Consider the following 15662-nt stretch of genomic DNA (forward strand, 5'->3'; position numbering starts at 1 on the left):
CCCACACCCGCAGGCGTGAACTCGACACCACGCCCGGCAACCCCATCCACACCCAATCCAAGATCTGAGCAACATCAGGGATAGTGCTGCCTCAGCCCGCCGCGAGGCAGCACTATCCCTGATGTTGCGTGGACTGGGACCCGAGCGGCGATACCGGACGCCGCTGGCGGCCCGCCCCGGATGACACAACCCTCAGGATCGCGCTCGATCCAGGAAACGGGCCCCTCACCGTACGGACGAGACCACCACAACCAGGACCCGAGCACGATCGTGCGCGCCGCGACTGACCGCGCCCCGATTGCGCCTCGCGCGGCGAACGTCCACCGGGGAGGGTCGGGGTCAGGCGGGGTCGCGGGGCTTCGCGGCGTCGCCGGCCTGGGCGTGCCGCTCCAGCAGCCGCTGCCGGATCTCGTCCGGGGTGTACGCGCGCCGACGCCGTTCGGCGCGCGCGATGACCACGCCGGAGGCCGCCACGCCAGCGAGGCCGGCCAGCCCGAGGACCTTCCACCACCGCAATCCTTGCCGCATCGGCCTAGGCTAGTCCCTCATGAGCATCAGCCTGGATGAGGCCGTCGAGCTGACCCGCACTGGCGACGTGTGGGTGTTCCGGGGGCGCAGCGTGCCGGACCGGGCGATCCAGTTCACCACCAACAGCCCGGTCAACCACGTCGGGATGGCGGTGGTGCTGGACGACATGCCACCGTTGATGTGGCACGCGGAGCTGGGCAGGTCGTTGCCGGATCTGTGGTCGGGCAGCCACCAGCGCGGCGTCCAACTGCATGACCTGCGGGACGCGGTCTGCGTCTGGGCCAACCGGTACGGCCAACGGGCCTGGCTGCGGCAGCTCGACCCGCCGGCCGACGGGGAGATGGAGCGGGCGGTGCTGCGGACGATCGCGCGGTTGGACGGCACGCCGTTTCCGTCGACGGCGCAGCTGGCGTGGCGGTGGGTGCGTGGTCGGGTGCCGGCCCTGCCGCGACCCGGTCGGCTGCCGGCGCTGCCGCGCCCCGGCCGGCCCGCGCGTCGATCAGCCCTGGCCAACCCAGCCAACGCGGCCAGCCCAGCCACCTCCCCAGCGGAGCGGGACCGGGCGCTGGAGACGGCGTACTGCGCCGAGGTGGTGGCGGTGACCTACGAGGCGATGGGGTTGCTGCCGGCGGGTCGGCGTCCGAACTGGTACGACCCGGGGCGGTTCTGGAGCGGGGACGACCTGGGGCTGGCCGCGGATGCCCGACTGGGTGCCGAGATCGAGGTGCGGGTGCCGCCGCGCTGAGGTGTGCCTGACCGAGTGGGATCGTCGGCTGGGTGGAGCCGCCTGCCGGCCGGTTGGCCCGATCCGTACCCGCCGGGTTTCCGGTGGGCGCGGTGCTGGCTACGCTGTCGCGTCGGTGGGGACGAGGGGAGACCTGATGGCGGTGCGGCCGGACGGTGCGGCAGGGTCGCGAGCGGCGCGGGTGTTGGCATCGATGCCGTGGGTTGTGGTGCTGCTCGGTGTGTGTGCGCTGGTGGTGCTCCTGGTGATCGCGCTGCTGTCGTTCCGAACCAGGGAGCGGGACGCTACGCCGCAGGCTGCGCCTTCGGTGTTCCTGCCGACGGTGCCGGCTGCCGCGTCGGCCACCGGTGGGCCGACTCCGGCGGGGGTGGAGCGGCGCTCGGTGTCGCCGCGGCCGTCGCGCAGTAGTCGGGCGCCGTCGCCGCGGGCGACAGTGACCAGTTCGCCGACTCCGGCGCGGACGAGCGCTCCGGCGGTGCCGGTCGTGCCGGCGGACGGCACGGTGGGTGCCCGGTACCAGGTCGGCGCGAACGGCTGGGACGGTGACGCCGCGGTGCTGTCGATCGCGAACGAGTCGAGTCGGTCGGTGGACTGGTCGGTGGAGTTGGCGTTCGACGACGACGTGTGGGCTCTACGGCTCAGTGACGACTCGGGCGTCTCGGTGCGGGGTCGGGGGGACGGCGAGTTCGTGTTGCGCGGCACGCGTTCCCTGGAGGCGGGTGACTCTCGGACGCTGCGGCTGCGCGTCGGCTGGGGTGAGTCGGCACAGCGGCCGCTCCGGTGCACGATCAACGGGGTCGACTGCCGGCTCGGCTGAGCCGGGTCGGTCCGGTGGCGCGGCGGGGGCGTGTCGTCGGCGCTTCCGGCTCCGGCCGTCGATCGCTAGGCTGCCCGGACGGTGCGCTGAGGGAGGTACATGTCCGGAATGCGTCGTGCCCCGCGACTGTCGCACGGTCCGGCTGCGATCGTGTCGTCGCCCTGGATCGTGGTGGGCGCTGGTGTCCTCGTGATGGTGGTGCTGCTCGTCATGGCCCTGGGCGCGTACCGGGGGCGTAGTCCTGCGCCGGACGGCGCTCCGGTGCCGCCGGTGTTGACGCTGCCCACGGGGGTGGGTGCGCCGAGCGTTCCCGGCCCGGCGTCGTCGCCTCCGCCGGTACGTCCGGGGTTGTCCGGGCGGGCGAGCGGGTTGCCGCCGAGCGCCACGGCCGGGTCGCGGTCACCGTCGGTCGGCGCGTCGGGGGGTGGGCCGGTGGTGACGCGGTCGCCGAGTCGGGCTCCGCAGGGGCAGCCGGCGATGAGTGGGCGGTACCGGGTGGTGCAGAGCTTCGACGGGGGTTTCATCGGCGAGGTGTCGATGGTCAACCGGTCTGCTGAGAGTCGTGGTTGGACGGTCAGGTTGGAGTTCTCCGGTGGGCGGTTGGTGACCGCCTGGGTGGAGGGCGTGCCACAGGGGACGCTTCGTCAGTCTGGCGACGGTTTCACGTATGTCAGTGGGGTGGACGTGCGGCCCGGTGGTTCGGTGTCGTTGCGGTTCCACCTGGAGCGGACCTCCAGCACTCCACGGGTGTGCACTGTCGACGGGGTGCGCTGCGGCGGGTTCTGACCTCGGCGAGCACGGCCCTTCCGCAAGGATGCTGCTGTGTTACGACCGTGTTTGCAAGGCATTGCAGAATGTTTCGGCAAGGGTTAGCGTGCGGCCATTCAGCGACCAGAGGAAGGCGTCGATGAAACCCCCGCCGATACCGCGCACGGCCCTGCTGGCCCTCGTCCCCCTGCTCACCCTCACCCTCGTCGGCAATCCGGTCGCCGCGCATCCGGTCGCCGCCGCTCCCCGGTCGTCCGACAGTGCCCCGCTCGCATTGGGCGGCGCGGCGCAGTGGCGTGCCGAACCCACCGCCGAGGCGCTGCTGAAGGCGGGCGGCAACGCGGCGCGGGCCGAGCAGTTCTACTTCGTGCTGCCGGACCGGTTCGCCAACGGTGACCCCCGCAACGACCGGGGCGGCCTGACCGGTGACCGGTTGCGGACCGGGCTCGACCCGACCGACAAGGGCTTCTACCACGGCGGTGACCTCAAGGGTGTCATCGACAAGCTGGACTACATCCAGGGGATGGGCACCACGGCCATCTGGCTCGCCCCGGTCTTCAAGAACCGGCCGGTGCAGGGTGCCGGCAACGACATCTCGGCCGGTTACCACGGCTACTGGATCACCGACTTCACCCAGGTGGACCCGCACTTCGGCACCAACGAGGAGATGAAGCGGCTGGTCACGCTCGCCCACCGGCGCGGCATCAAGATCTACCTCGATGTGATCGTCAACCACACCGCCGACGTCATCAAGTACGCCGAGGGCTCCTACGCGTACGTGGACAAGGCGACCTCGCCGTACACCGACGCGCAGGGGCGGGCGTTCGAGGACCGCAACTACGCCGACGGCAGCCGCGCGTTCCCGCGGGTGAATCAGGCGTCCGGGCCGTACACCCCGGTTTTTCCCGAGCCGGGTGACGCGAACGTCAAGGTTCCGGCGTGGCTGAACGACGCGACCATGTACCACAACCGGGGTGACTCGACCTTCGCGGGCGAGAACAGCGAGTACGGCGACTTCTTCGGCCTCGACGACCTGTGGACCGAGCGCCCCGAGGTGGTCCGGGGGCTGACCAAGGCGTACGGGGACTGGATCGGGGCGATCGGCGTCGACGGGTTCCGGTTGGACACCGTGAAGCACGTCAACATGGAGTTCTGGCCGCAGTTCAGCCAGGGCATCGAGCGGGCCGCCGAGAAGGCCGGCAAGAAGGACTTCTTCATGTTCGGTGAGGTGTACAGCGCCGACCCGGAGATCAGTTCCCGCTACGTCCGTCAGGGTGGGCTGCCGGCCACCCTCGACTTCGCCTTCCAGGAGGCCGCGCGCGGTTACACCACCGGCGCCGGCTCGGCGAAGGCGCTCGCCGACGTATACGCCCACGACGACCTCTACGCCGCCCGGGACACCGACGCCGGTCGGCTGACCACCTTCCTCGGCAACCACGACATGGGCCGGATCGGCTCGTTCGTCGCCGGCGGTGGCACCGACCCGGCCAGCCACCTGCGCCGCGACCAGCTCGCGCACCAGCTGATGTTCCTGACCCGTGGCCAACCGGTGATCTACTCCGGCGACGAGCAGGGCTTCACCGGGCCCGGCGGGGACAAGGACGCCCGGCAGGACATGTTCGCGTCGAAGGTGCCCGACTACCTCGACGACGACCTGCTCGGCACCGACCGCACCCACGCCAGCGACCAGTTCGACACCGACCACCCGTTGTACCGGACCATCGCCGAGCTGGGCCGGCTGCGCCAGGCACATCCGGCCCTGCGCGACGGCGTGCAGGTCACCCGGTACGCCGCCGACGGGCCGGGGGTGTTCGCCGCCTCCCGGATCGCCCCCGCCGACCGCACCGAGTACGTGGTGGCGGTGAACAACGCCGACACCGCGCAGACCGTCACAGTGGACACCTGGTCGCCCGGCGCCACCTTCACCGGCATCTACGACGGCGCATGCTGTGCCGGAGCGACCCCGGCCCGTCCGACCGCGCAGGCCGGCGCCGACGGCAGGCTGACCCTGACCGTGCCGCCGCTGTCGGCGGTGGTGCACCGGGCCGGCACCCCGGTCGCCCGCCCGGCCGCCGCGCCGCGCATCACCATCACCGCCCCCGCCCCGGACGCGCCGGTCGCCACCCGGGCCGCGGTCACCGCCCAGGTGACCGGTGACCCCCTCGCCACCGTCACCGTCGCCGTCCGGATCGCGGGCGGGCGGTGGACGTTGCTGGGCAGCGCCGACCACGCGCCGTACACAGTGCAGCACGACCTGACCGGCCTGGCCGGCGGCACCCGGATCGAGTACAAGGCGGTGGTTCGCGACGGCCGGGGCCGTACCGCCACCGCCCGGTCCACCGCCACCGTGGGTACGCCCCCGCAGGGCGGTTCCCGGGAGTGGGCGGTGGTGCACTACCAGCGCCCCGCGGGTGGGTACGACGACTGGGGGCTGTACGCCTGGGGTGACATCGACCCGGCGTACGTCACCGAGTGGCCCACGGGGCAGCCGTTCGCCGGGGAGGACGCGTACGGCCGGTTCGCGTGGGTGAAACTCAAGCCGGGCGCGCGGTCCGTCGGGTTCGTGGTGGTCGACAGGAGCGGCACCAAGGACGTGGCGCAGGACCGCAGCATCGACGTCACGTCCACCGGGGAGATCTGGCTGAAACAGGGCGACCCGGCGATCTACCCGAGCCGGCAGGCGGCCACCGGCGAGCCGGACCCGCCGGTCGAGGAGGGCACCGCCGTCATCCACTACCGGCGGGCCGACAACACCTACGACGGCTGGGGCCTGCACGTGTGGGACGGCGCGGCCAACCCGACCGAGTGGTCGACGCCGTTGCGGCCGACGTCCGTCGACGCGTTCGGGGCGGTGTTCCGGGTGCCGCTGGCGGCCGGCGCGACCGGGCTGAACTACATCATGCACAACGGCGACACCAAGGATCTGCCCGACGATCAGCGCCTCGACCTGGCCAGCGCGGGCCGGGAGGTGTGGCTGCTCGCCGCCACGCCGGGCCGGTTGCTGCCGACGACGGCGACCACCGCCAGCGGGGACACCGACATCAGCAAGCAGAAGGCACACTGGATCGACCGGTCCACAGTGGCGTGGCAGACGTCTCCGACCGACGGCAAGACGTACGCGCTGATCGCCGCGCCCACCGGCGGGGTCAGCGTGGTCGACGGGCAGCTGACCGGGGCGTACACCACGTTGCCGCTGCGGGCGCAGCGCAACGGGCTCACCGAGGCTCAGCGCACGACGTTCCCGCACCTGTGGTCGTACCGTAGCTTCGCCCTTGATCGACGCGACCTCGCGAAGGTCCCGGCGGCGCTGCGGGGGCAGCTCCTGGTCACCGAGCGCGACGCCGCCGGTGCCCTGCTCGCGGCGACCGGTGTGCAGATCCCCGGGGTGCTCGACGACGTGTACTCCCGGGCCACCGACGCCACGCTCGGGCCGACGTTCGTCGGGCGGACGCCCAGCGTGGCGCTGTGGGCGCCGACCGCCCGGAGCGTGCGGCTGCAGTTGTTCGACTCGCCCACCGCGTCGCCCAGGATCGTGCCGATGCACCGTGACGACCGCACCGGCGTCTGGTCGGCGCGCGGCACCGCCGCCTGGGTCGGCAGGTACTACCGCTACGAGGTGCAGGCGTGGCAGCCCGCCGCGCAGAAGATGATCACCGCGGCGGTGACCGACCCGTACTCGGTGGCCCTGGCGGCGGACTCCACCCACAGCCAGCTGACCGACCTGAACGACCCGGCGCTGGCCCCGGCGGGCTGGCGGACGCTGCGCAAACCCGCTCCGGTGCCCCCGGCGAGGGCGCAGGTCACCGAGCTGTCGGTGCGGGACTTCTCCATCGCCGACGAGACAGTGCCGGCCGAGCGGCGGGGGACGTTCCTCGCCTTCACCGACCCGGCAACCGCCGGCATGACCCACCTGAAGGCCCTCGGCGACGCCGGTGTCACCCACCTGCACCTGCTGCCGGCGTTCGACTTCGCGACGATCCCGGAGCGGCGGGCCGACCAGCGTCGACCGGCCTGCGACCTGGCCGCGCTCCCGCCGGACTCCGCGGAGCAGCAGCAGTGCGTGGCGGCGGTCGCCGCCACCGACGGCTACAACTGGGGGTACGACCCGTTGCACTACACGGTGCCGGAGGGCGGCTACGCCGTCGACCCGGCCGGCGCGGCGCGGACCACCGAGTTCCGGCGGATGGTCGCCGGGGTGAACGACGCCGGGCTGCGGGTGGTCATGGACGTGGTCTACAACCACACGTCGGCGGCCGGCACCGACGCGACGTCGGTGCTCGACCAGGTGGTGCCCGGCTACTACCACCGGCTGCTGGAGGACGGCACTCCTGCCAACTCCACCTGCTGCGCCAACACCGCCCCGGAGCACGCCATGATGGGCAAGCTGGTCGTCGACTCGCTTGTCACCTGGGCGCGGCAGTACAAGGTGGACGGTTTCCGGTTCGACCTGATGGGTCACCACCCGAAGGCGAACATCCTGGCCGTACGCGGCGCGCTGGACCGGCTGACCGTCGCCCGCGACGGCGTCGACGGCAAGGCGATCATGCTCTACGGCGAGGGGTGGAACTTCGGCGAGGTCGCCAACGACGCCCGGTTCGTCCAGGCCACCCAGGCCAACATGGCCGGCACCGGCATCGGCACCTTCAACGACCGGCTCCGGGACGCGGTGCGCGGCGGTGGGCCGTTCGACACCAACCCGCGGGCGCAGGGCTTCGCGTCCGGGCTCTACACCGACCCGAACGGCGACGACGTCAACGGGTCACCCGCCGAGCAGAAGGCCCGCCTGCTGCGCGCCCACGACCTGATCAAGGTGGGTCTGACCGGCAACCTGCGCGGCTACCGATTCACCGACACCACCGGGCGGCAGGTCACCGGGGCGCAGGTCGACTACAACGGCTCCCCGGCCGGCTACACCGCCGCGCCGGGGGAGGCCGTCACCTACGTCGACGCGCACGACAACGAGATCCTGTACGACGCGCTGGCGTACAAGCTGCCGCAGGCCACCTCGGCGGCGGACCGCTCCCGGATGCAGGTGCTGGCACTGGGCACCGTGGTGCTGGGACAGGGCACCGGGTTCGTCACCGCCGGCACCGAGCGGCTGCGGTCGAAGTCGCTGGACCGCAACTCGTACGACTCCGGTGACTGGTTCAACCAGATCCGCTGGGGGTGCGCACAGGGCAACGGGTTCGGCGTCGGCCTGCCGCCCGCGCAGGACAACGAGGACAAGTGGCCGTACGCGAAGCCGCTGCTGGCGGACCCGGCGCTGGTGCCGGACTGCGCGGCGATCAACACCACGAACGCCCGGTACGCCGAGCTGCTGCGCATCCGGGCGTCGTCGCCCGTGTTCGGGTTGGCCACCGCCGAGCAGGTGCAACGGCGGGTGGCGTTCCCGCTGTCGGGAGAGCAGGAGACGCCGGGCGTGCTGACCATGACGTTGGACGCCCGAGGGCTGGGCGGGGCGTGGAAGTCGGTGACAGTCGTCTTCAACGGCACCCCGGAGGCGGCGAAGCAGACGGTGACCGGGCTGCGCGGTGCGGACGTGGCAGTGCATCCGGTGCTTGTCGACTCGGCCGATCCGGTGCTGCGTACCGCCTCGTTCGACCGGGCGGCCGGCACGTTCGGCGTCCCGGCGCGCAGCGTGGCGGTGTTCGTTCAGAAGTGACGCGAACCGGCCCCCTTCCGCGTCGCGCGGAAGGGGGCCGGTCCGTTGTGTTGGCGTCACCCGTTGGTGATCAGGCGAAGCAGTTCTCGATGGTGCCGCCCGGGATGGCCAGGCAGTTCGTCGGACGGTTGGCGGTGATGGCGGACTTGTCGTCCACGTTCACCTCACCGAAGAAGCTGAAGACACCGCCCGGCGCGAAGGTGGAGAAGTTCTGGGCGACCTTCGTCTTCGACAGGTTGACCTCGCCGAAGATGTTGAAGATGCCGCCGCCGACCCCGATCGGGCCGATGGCCCGGTTGCCGACGACCTCGCTGTCGCGCAGCGTGGTGATGCTGTCAGCGTTGAAGAGCCCGCCGCCGAAGAACCCGGCGGTGTTGTCCTTGATGCTGCTCTGCTCGAAGGTGACAGCGCTGTCGAAGGCGATGGCCACACCGCCACCGACACCGGCGGTGCTGTTCTTCTCGATCGTGACGTGGTGCAGGTTCAGCTGGCTGTCCGCCGCCGCGAGGCCGCCACCGGCGAGGACCGCGGTGTTCGAGGCGAACTTCGTCTCGTACGCCGTGGTGTTGCCCTCGATGTCGAGGTAGCCACCGCCGAAGCCCAGCGTCTCGTTGTCGGTGATCTCGGCCTTCTTGAGTTCGACGGTCCCGCCGTCGACATCGTCGGTGAAGATCGGCGCGGCACCGTTGGAGATACCGCCACCACCGATGATGGCCGTGTTGTCGGTGATCTTCGACTCCTCGACCTTGAGCAGGCCGGCGTTGAAGACACCACCACCGAAGAAGAAGGCCGTGTTGCGGGTGACGGTGCTGTGCCAGATCTTCGTGGTGCCGAAGTTGGCCACACCGCCGCCGTTGCCGCCGGACTGGTTGAGGACGACCTCGGACTCCAGGATCTCGGCGTTGCCGCCCGGCTGGACCAGGATTCCGGCACCGTCGTTGTCGTCAGGCTGCTCGACGAGCGGCGTGACGACACCCGGCGTGGCCTTCGGGGTGACCTTCGGCGCGGCCTTCAGACCCGCCTTCGGGTCGGCCTGTCGGGTGCTGAGCGCCTGGGCCAACGGGGTGCCGGCCTTCACCTGCGCGGCGATCGTCTCGGAGTCCGAGTAGGACGCCCAGACCGCCGCCGGCTCGACGGCGTCGAACAGTTCGAGGGTCTGGCCACCCTTGATGGTCAGGCCCTTGATCGTGAGGTGACCGCCGGGGCCGACGTTGAGGATGCGGAAGTAGTCCGCCGTGGCTTCCCGGGAGATCGTGGTGTGCTCACCCTTGAGGGTGATGTTCTCGGTGATCACCGGGAGGCCGTTGCCCTGGTAGTCGTTGCGGGTCAGGTTGTAGGTGCAGCCCTTGGCCAGCTCCAGCACACCGCCGTGCTTGTTGTTGGCGAACACGATCGCCTGGATCAGCTTGTCGGTGTCGCAGGGCACCTCCTTCCCGCGCTCGTGGTCCTTGTCCCGGTCCTTGTCGTTGTTCTTGTCGTTGTTCTTGTCCTTGTCCTTGTCCCGGTCCTTGTCCTTGTCCTTGTCCCAGTCGCGCGCCTCGTCACCCCGCTGGTCGCCGTCCTTGCTGACCTGCGCGGTGTTCCAGTTCAGGCCAACCGCGCCGGCGCTGCCCGCGACGCCCACCGCCGCGAGACTGATCACGCCCGTCAAACCGGCCACGCCGCTGGCGAGCCAGAGCTTGCGGCGGCGCTTGGCCGTCGCCCGCCCGGAGGCTTCGTTGTTCGTTAGGTAGTTGGACATCGGAGCTCTCTGCCCTCTCCTCGTACCAGACAGGGTCGCCGCCGTCAGACGGGCGTCCCCTGCTACAAATCGGTTGTAGCTCCCAAAACCACCGTATGAGAAGGTTCCTCGCCTCGCGGGCTTATCCGAAAGAAGCCCACATTCGGTTCATGTTGGGCCTGGACGGGCTGGGACACCCCGGCGGGGCACGCGTCCCCCGGAGGGCCACTGAGCTGCCGAAATGGGTACGCCCCTCCGCGCCGGGACCGGCTCGGAGGGGCGCACCCTCTATGTGGATCAGCCATCCGTTCCGGTCAGAAGCAGCCGGGAACGTTCAGGCAGTTGGTGGGGCGGTTGGCGGAGACCACGGACTCGTCGTCCAGCCGCACGACGCTGAAGAGGCCGTTGGAGATCCCGCCGGGCGGCAGGGTGGCGAAGTTGTGCGTCACCTTCGTCCGGCGCAGGCTGATCTCGCCGCCGTCGGTGTTGTAGATGCCGCCGCCGCTGCCGGCCGGACCGACGGCCCGGTTGCCCGACACCTCGCTGTCGCGCAGGGTGGTGACACTGTCGTCGTTGTAGAGGCCAGCGCCGAAGAACCCGGCGGTGTTGTCCTTGATGGCCGTGTCCTCGATCGTCGCGGTGCTGTCGAAGGCAACCGCCACGCCGCCGCCCACACCGGCGGTGCTGTTCCTGACCACCGTGGCGTGCTTGAGCGTGAGCTGGCTGTCGGCAACCGCCACACCACCGCCGGCGAGAACCGCGGTGTTGCCGCTGACCGTCGTGTCATGCAGGGTCGTCGTGCCCTCGACGTCCAGGACGCCGCCGCCGAAGCCGAGCGTCTCGTTGTCGGTGATCTCGCTCTTGTAGACCCAGACCGAGCCACCGTCCACGTCGTCGGTGAAGATCGCGGCCGCCCCGTTGGAGATGCCGCCACCGCCGATGATCCCGGTGTTGTCCTTGACCTTCGACTCGTCGACCTGGAGCACGCCGGCATTGAAGATGCCGCCACCGAAGAAGAAGGCGGTGTTGTGCGCCACCGTCGACTTACTGAGCCTGGTGCTGCCGAAGTTGGCCAACCCGCCGCCGTTGCCACCTGACTGGTTGTAGAGCAGTTCGCTGTCCAGGATCTCCGCCTGTCCACCGGGCTGCACCAACACACCGGCGCCGTCGGGGAACCCCGGCTCCTCCACCAGCGGCACCACCGCCGGCCCGACCGGCGCCGGCTTCGCCACCGCGGCCACCGGCTTGGCTGCCGTGGCGTTGACCGCTGTGGCCTTGGCTGCCGTGGCCTTGGCTGCCGTGGCCTTGGTTGCTGCGGCCTTGACGGCTGTGGCCTTGGCTGCCGTGGCCTTGACCGCTGCGGCCTTTGCTGCTGCCGTGGAAGCCTTGGCTGCCGTCGTGGGCTTGGCCGCGGTGGGCTTGGCTGCCGTTGTTGCCGCGGGCGTTGTCGCCGCAGCCGTTGTCGCCGCAGCCGTTGTCGCCGCGGGCTTGGCTGCTGCCACGGCCGGCGTGCCGGCGGGTGCGGCCGTGACCGCCGGCTTGGGTGCCGCGCCGGCCGCGACGGACCGGACCAGGGCCGAGTAGGGGGCCCAGACCGTCGCCGGGTCGGCGGTCACCGATGCCTGAAGGGTCTGGCCTCCCTTGATGCTCAGGCCCTTCAGGGTGAGGTGCCCGCCGGGGCCGACGTTGAGGATGCGGAAGTAGTCGGCGGTAGCCTCACGGCCGATGGTGGTGTGCTCACCCTTGAGGGTGATGTTCTCGGTGATCACCGGGAGGCCGTTGCCGTCCTGGTTGCGGGTCAGCGTGTAGGTGCAGCCCTTGGCCAGTTCCAGCACACCGCCGTCGTCGTTGTTGGCGAACGTGATCGCCTGGATCAGCTTGTCGGTGTCGCACGGGACCTGCCTGGTGCGGTCCTTCTCGTCGTTCTTGCCGTCCCTACCGGACTGGTCGTCCTTGCCGTTCTTTCCGGACTGGTCCTCGAAGCCGCTCCAGTCGCCGCCGCTCCACTCGTCGTCCTGACCGCCGTCCTCCTTGGCGCCGTCCTTGTCCGCGCCGCCGTCGTCGCTGACGGTCTGCCGGTTGGTCGACGGCTGCGCGTCGGACGCCCGATCGGATTTGGGCTTGTCGTCCCGGGCGGCCACACCGCCGAGGGCCGCCAGGCCCACCACGCCGGTCAGCCCGGCGACGCCGGCGACCCAGAGCGCCCGCCGTCGTCGTGTCGGCGGAGCTGTCGAGGCCCCGCCGTCGGTACTCGTTACGTCGTTGGACATCAGAGCCTTCCGCCCTTTCCTGCTACCAGACGGGATCGCACCGCCCGAGGCGCCACGACCAGCTACAAATGGGTTGCAGCCTCTGATCCCCACCGTATGAGAACCATCTTCGCGATGCGGACGTATCCGAGATAACCCCACATTCGGCGCAGGCCGGATGAGGCCGGGCAAGCGGTCCGGGGCGGTGGAAAGGGCGTGAGCAGCACAAACGTCGACTCGGGCGGGTGAATGTCACAGCCATCACGGGAACGGACATCGTCCATCCGGCCTGCGTGCCGCCCGCGTTTCAGGCGCCGAGGGTGTGATCCACTCGGGTTCACGGACAAGGCGGTATCCGCCCGGTCTGGACAGCGCGATTTCCGTGCAGCCGGGTGGATCACGGGGAGGGGCTTGGTCGGCGCACCGGCGCCGTCGGGCCGGAGGTCTTGTCGACAACGGCGCACCGGCGCCGTCGGGCCGGAGGTCGGCTGGCGGCGGCGCCGGTGCGGTGGTCGGCGTTGGGGCTGGTGCGGCGGTCAGCCGGGCAGGCGGGGGCCTGCCTCGCGCTGCTCGGCCAGCCAGGTTTCCACCTCGTCGGAGGTGCGCGGCAGCCCGGCCGACAGGTTCTCCGCGCCGGTCGCGGTGACCAGTACGTCGTCCTCGATCCGGATGCCGACGCCGCGCAGCTCGGCGGGGACCAGCTCGTCCTCCGGCTGGAAGTACAGACCCGGCTCGACCGTGAGCACGTAGCCCTCGCCCAGCGCGCCGTCGCGGTAGGTCTCCTTGCGGGCGTTCGAGCAGTCGTGCACGTCGATGCCGAGCATGTGGCCGAAACCGTGCAGGGTCCACCGCCGGTAGACGGTCGACTTCTCGTCCATCGCCTCGTCCACGCTGACCGGCAGCAGGCCCAGCTCGGACAGGCCCTCGGCGAGCACCCGCATGCAGGTCAGGTGGACGTCCTTGAACTTGACCCCGGGGCGGATGGCGTCGATGCCGGCCTGCTGCGAGGCGTACACGATGTCGTAGACCTGGCGTTGCAGGGCGGTGAACCGCCCGTTGACCGGCAGCACCCGGGTCACGTCGGCGGTGTAGAGGTTGCGGCCCTCGACGCCCATGTCCATCAGCAGCAGGTCACCCGGCCGAGTGGCGCCGTGGTTGTGCACCCAGTGCAGGATCGTGGCGTGCTCGCCGGCGCCGACGATCGAGCTGTAGCCGACGTCGTTGCCGTCGTGGCGGGCCCGCAGCGCGAAGACACCCTCCAGCAGCCGCTCGGAGACGGCGCGGTCGGCCGGCAGGATCCGGGCCACGTCCTCGAAGCCACGTACGGTGGCGTCGATCGCGTCCTGGAGTTGGCTGATCTCCCACTCGTCCTTGACCAGCTTCAGCTCCGAGATGGCGATGGCCAGCTCCCGGTCGCGGGCCGGTTGGCCCTCGGCGCGCGGTCCGTCGTAGGCGCGGACGGCCGCGTCCACCTGGGCGTCGAACCCGCGCAGCACCCGGGTACGCCCCGGCGCCAGGTCGGCGAGTGTCGCCTCCAGGCCGGTCAGGTCGGCGGTGGGCAGGCCCAGCTCTGTCGACTTCTCGCTGAGCGTGTGTCGGCGGCCCACCCACAGCTCGCCGTTGCGGCTGCGGAAGAACTCGTCGGTCTCGCGGGATGAGCGGGGCCGCATGTACAGCGTCGCGTCGTGCCCCGAGCCGTTGGGGCGCAGCACCAGCACGCTGTCGGCGTCGTGGTCGCCGGTCAGGTAGGCGAAGTCACTGCCCGGCCGGAACGGGTAGTCGGTGTCGTTGGCCCGGACCTTCTCGGTGCCGGTGGGGATGACGAGTGTCTCGCCGGGGAAGGCCGCGGAGAGCGCGGCCCGTCGCTTGGCGTAGTTGGGCGTCTCCGGTCGGGGCGCCACGGGGAGCGCGGTGTCGCGCCAGCCCTGCCGCATGAAGGACAGGAACGCCTCCGGGAAGTCCGGATCGTGCGATTCCGTGCCGTCCGTCGGCGTACCGTCGGTTTGTCCCTCGGTCATTGCGCCGCTCCCTCCGCCTCGTTGCTGATCCCGACGGTACCGCGCGCCCGGTTCGCGCTGACGCCCCCGGGAGTCGGCCGGATCGACGGACGGCTGCGACGGGCCGACAGCACGCGTGGAAAGATGACCACCATGTGCGGACTTCTGGCCTTCTTCAGCGCGAACGGCAATGCCGCCGCGCACCGCGACCACATCGCCGGAGCGTTGGAATGCCTGCACCACCGCGGCCCCGACGAGACCGGGGTCGAGGTGGTCGGCGACGCTTCCGGCCGGTACGCGGACGGCGTGTTCGCCCACAAGCGGCTGGCCATCATCGACGTCGCGTCGAGCCACGAGCCGCTGCCCTACGCGAACGGTCGTTACCTGCTCACCTTCAACGGTGAGATCTACAACTACATCGAGCTGCGCGAGGAGTTGATCAGGAACTTCGGCGCGCAGTTCGCCACCGCCGGTGACGGCGAGGTGATCGTGGCGGGCTACCACTTCTGGGGCGAGCAGGTGCTCACCCGGCTGCGGGGCATGTTCGCCTTCGTCATCTGGGACCGGCAGGAGCGGCGCGCGTTCGGTGCCCGCGACTACTTCGGCATCAAGCCGATGCACTACCTGGAGACCGCCGACGGCCTCTACCTGGCGTCGGAGAAGAAGGCGCTGCTGCCGTTCGCGCACAGCAACTACCAGGGTGACGCGGGTGTCGACACGGCCAACCTGAGCCACTACCTGACGCTGCAGTACGTCCCGGAGCCCGGCACCCTGCACAAGGGCATCAGCCGGATCGGTTCGGGGGAGTACCTGAACTGGACCCCGGGTGGGCGCATCGACGTACGCCGGTGGTATCGGCCGGTGTTCCGGCCGGCGCCGGTCGACGACGAGCAGAAGCTGTACCACGAGATCCGGGAGACGCTGCGGGAGAGCGTGCGCATGCACATGCGCTCCGACGTGCCGGTCGGCTCGTTCCTGTCCAGCGGCATCGACTCGACAGCGGTGGTCGCGCTGGCCCGGGAGTTCAACCCGAACATCCTCACCTTCACCGTCGGCTACGACGTCCCGGGTTATTCGGAGATCGACGTCGCGCAGGAGTCGGCGCGGCACCTGGACGTCACCACCATCCCCACCAAGATCGGTCCGCAGGACATGATCGACGCGCTGCCGACGATC

At 70.6% G+C, this 15662-nt stretch carries 9 protein-coding genes; 5 read left to right on the forward strand and 4 right to left on the reverse strand.

The window, feature by feature from the left end; translation table 11 throughout:
* Nucleotides 1-339 precede the first annotated feature (339 nt).
* The gene (locus ABZU25_RS33805; RefSeq protein WP_355033436.1) at nucleotides 340-528 is read right to left on the reverse strand and encodes a hypothetical protein; all 189 of its coding nucleotides are present in this window, start codon (nucleotides 526-528) and stop codon (nucleotides 340-342) included.
* A gap of 19 nt (nucleotides 529-547) precedes the next feature.
* Between ABZU25_RS33805 and ABZU25_RS33810 the strand changes: the two genes are divergently transcribed.
* The 4 genes from ABZU25_RS33810 (at nucleotide 548) to pulA (ending at nucleotide 8520) form a co-directional block, all read left to right on the forward strand.
* Nucleotides 548-1273: a hypothetical protein gene (locus ABZU25_RS33810; RefSeq protein ID WP_355033428.1), complete on the forward strand. Its 726-nt coding sequence runs from the start codon at nucleotides 548-550 to the stop codon at nucleotides 1271-1273.
* A 193-nt stretch (nucleotides 1274-1466) separates the two neighbouring features.
* Nucleotides 1467-2090, forward strand: a complete 624-nt coding sequence (locus tag ABZU25_RS33815) for a hypothetical protein (RefSeq protein WP_355033429.1) — start codon at nucleotides 1467-1469, stop codon at nucleotides 2088-2090.
* Between the two features lie 99 nt (nucleotides 2091-2189).
* Nucleotides 2190-2876 carry a cellulose binding domain-containing protein gene (locus tag ABZU25_RS33820; protein ID WP_355033430.1) on the forward strand — a complete coding sequence of 229 codons (687 nt, stop codon included), beginning with the start codon at nucleotides 2190-2192 and terminating at the stop codon, nucleotides 2874-2876.
* A 121-nt stretch (nucleotides 2877-2997) separates the two neighbouring features.
* Nucleotides 2998-8520: a pullulanase-type alpha-1,6-glucosidase gene (gene pulA, locus ABZU25_RS33825; RefSeq protein ID WP_355033431.1), complete on the forward strand. Its 5523-nt coding sequence runs from the start codon at nucleotides 2998-3000 to the stop codon at nucleotides 8518-8520.
* Nucleotides 8521-8590: 70 nt separating this feature from the next.
* Here pulA and ABZU25_RS33830 read toward each other — a convergent pair whose 3' ends face one another.
* The 3 genes from ABZU25_RS33830 to ABZU25_RS33840 form a co-directional block, all read right to left on the reverse strand.
* Complete coding sequence (locus tag ABZU25_RS33830; RefSeq protein ID WP_355033432.1) at nucleotides 8591-10261, reverse strand: hypothetical protein; 1671 nt, start codon at nucleotides 10259-10261, stop codon at nucleotides 8591-8593.
* Between the two features lie 293 nt (nucleotides 10262-10554).
* Nucleotides 10555-12510, reverse strand: coding sequence for a hypothetical protein (locus tag ABZU25_RS33835; protein ID WP_355033433.1), 1956 nt, complete (start codon nucleotides 12508-12510; stop codon nucleotides 10555-10557).
* 515 nt (nucleotides 12511-13025) lie between these two features.
* A complete protein-coding gene (locus ABZU25_RS33840) occupies nucleotides 13026-14507 on the reverse strand; it encodes an aminopeptidase P family protein (RefSeq protein ID WP_355033434.1) in 1482 nt (493 codons plus the stop codon).
* A 132-nt stretch (nucleotides 14508-14639) separates the two neighbouring features.
* On the opposite strand from ABZU25_RS33840, the gene asnB reads away from it, so the two are divergent.
* A partial coding sequence (gene asnB / locus ABZU25_RS33845; protein WP_355033435.1) for an asparagine synthase (glutamine-hydrolyzing) occupies nucleotides 14640-15662 on the forward strand: 1023 nt, incomplete at its 3' end.

The organism is Micromonospora sp. NPDC005215 (assembly GCF_040607915.1).
Lineage (GTDB): Bacteria > Actinomycetota > Actinomycetes > Mycobacteriales > Micromonosporaceae > Micromonospora.

Excerpts from the sequence above, each read along its gene's own strand:
- ABZU25_RS33835 (WP_355033433.1), bottom strand. The coding sequence starts at position 12,510 with ATGTCCAACGACGTAACGAGTACCGACGGCGGGGCCTCGACAGCTCCG.
- ABZU25_RS33810 (WP_355033428.1), top strand. The coding sequence starts at position 548 with ATGAGCATCAGCCTGGATGAGGCCGTCGAGCTGACCCGCACTGGCGAC.
- ABZU25_RS33805 (WP_355033436.1), bottom strand. The coding sequence starts at position 528 with ATGCGGCAAGGATTGCGGTGGTGGAAGGTCCTCGGGCTGGCCGGCCTC.
- pulA (WP_355033431.1), top strand. The coding sequence starts at position 2,998 with ATGAAACCCCCGCCGATACCGCGCACGGCCCTGCTGGCCCTCGTCCCC.
- ABZU25_RS33820 (WP_355033430.1), top strand. The coding sequence starts at position 2,190 with ATGTCCGGAATGCGTCGTGCCCCGCGACTGTCGCACGGTCCGGCTGCG.
- ABZU25_RS33830 (WP_355033432.1), bottom strand. The coding sequence starts at position 10,261 with ATGTCCAACTACCTAACGAACAACGAAGCCTCCGGGCGGGCGACGGCC.
- ABZU25_RS33840 (WP_355033434.1), bottom strand. The coding sequence starts at position 14,507 with ATGACCGAGGGACAAACCGACGGTACGCCGACGGACGGCACGGAATCG.
- ABZU25_RS33815 (WP_355033429.1), top strand. The coding sequence starts at position 1,467 with ATGCCGTGGGTTGTGGTGCTGCTCGGTGTGTGTGCGCTGGTGGTGCTC.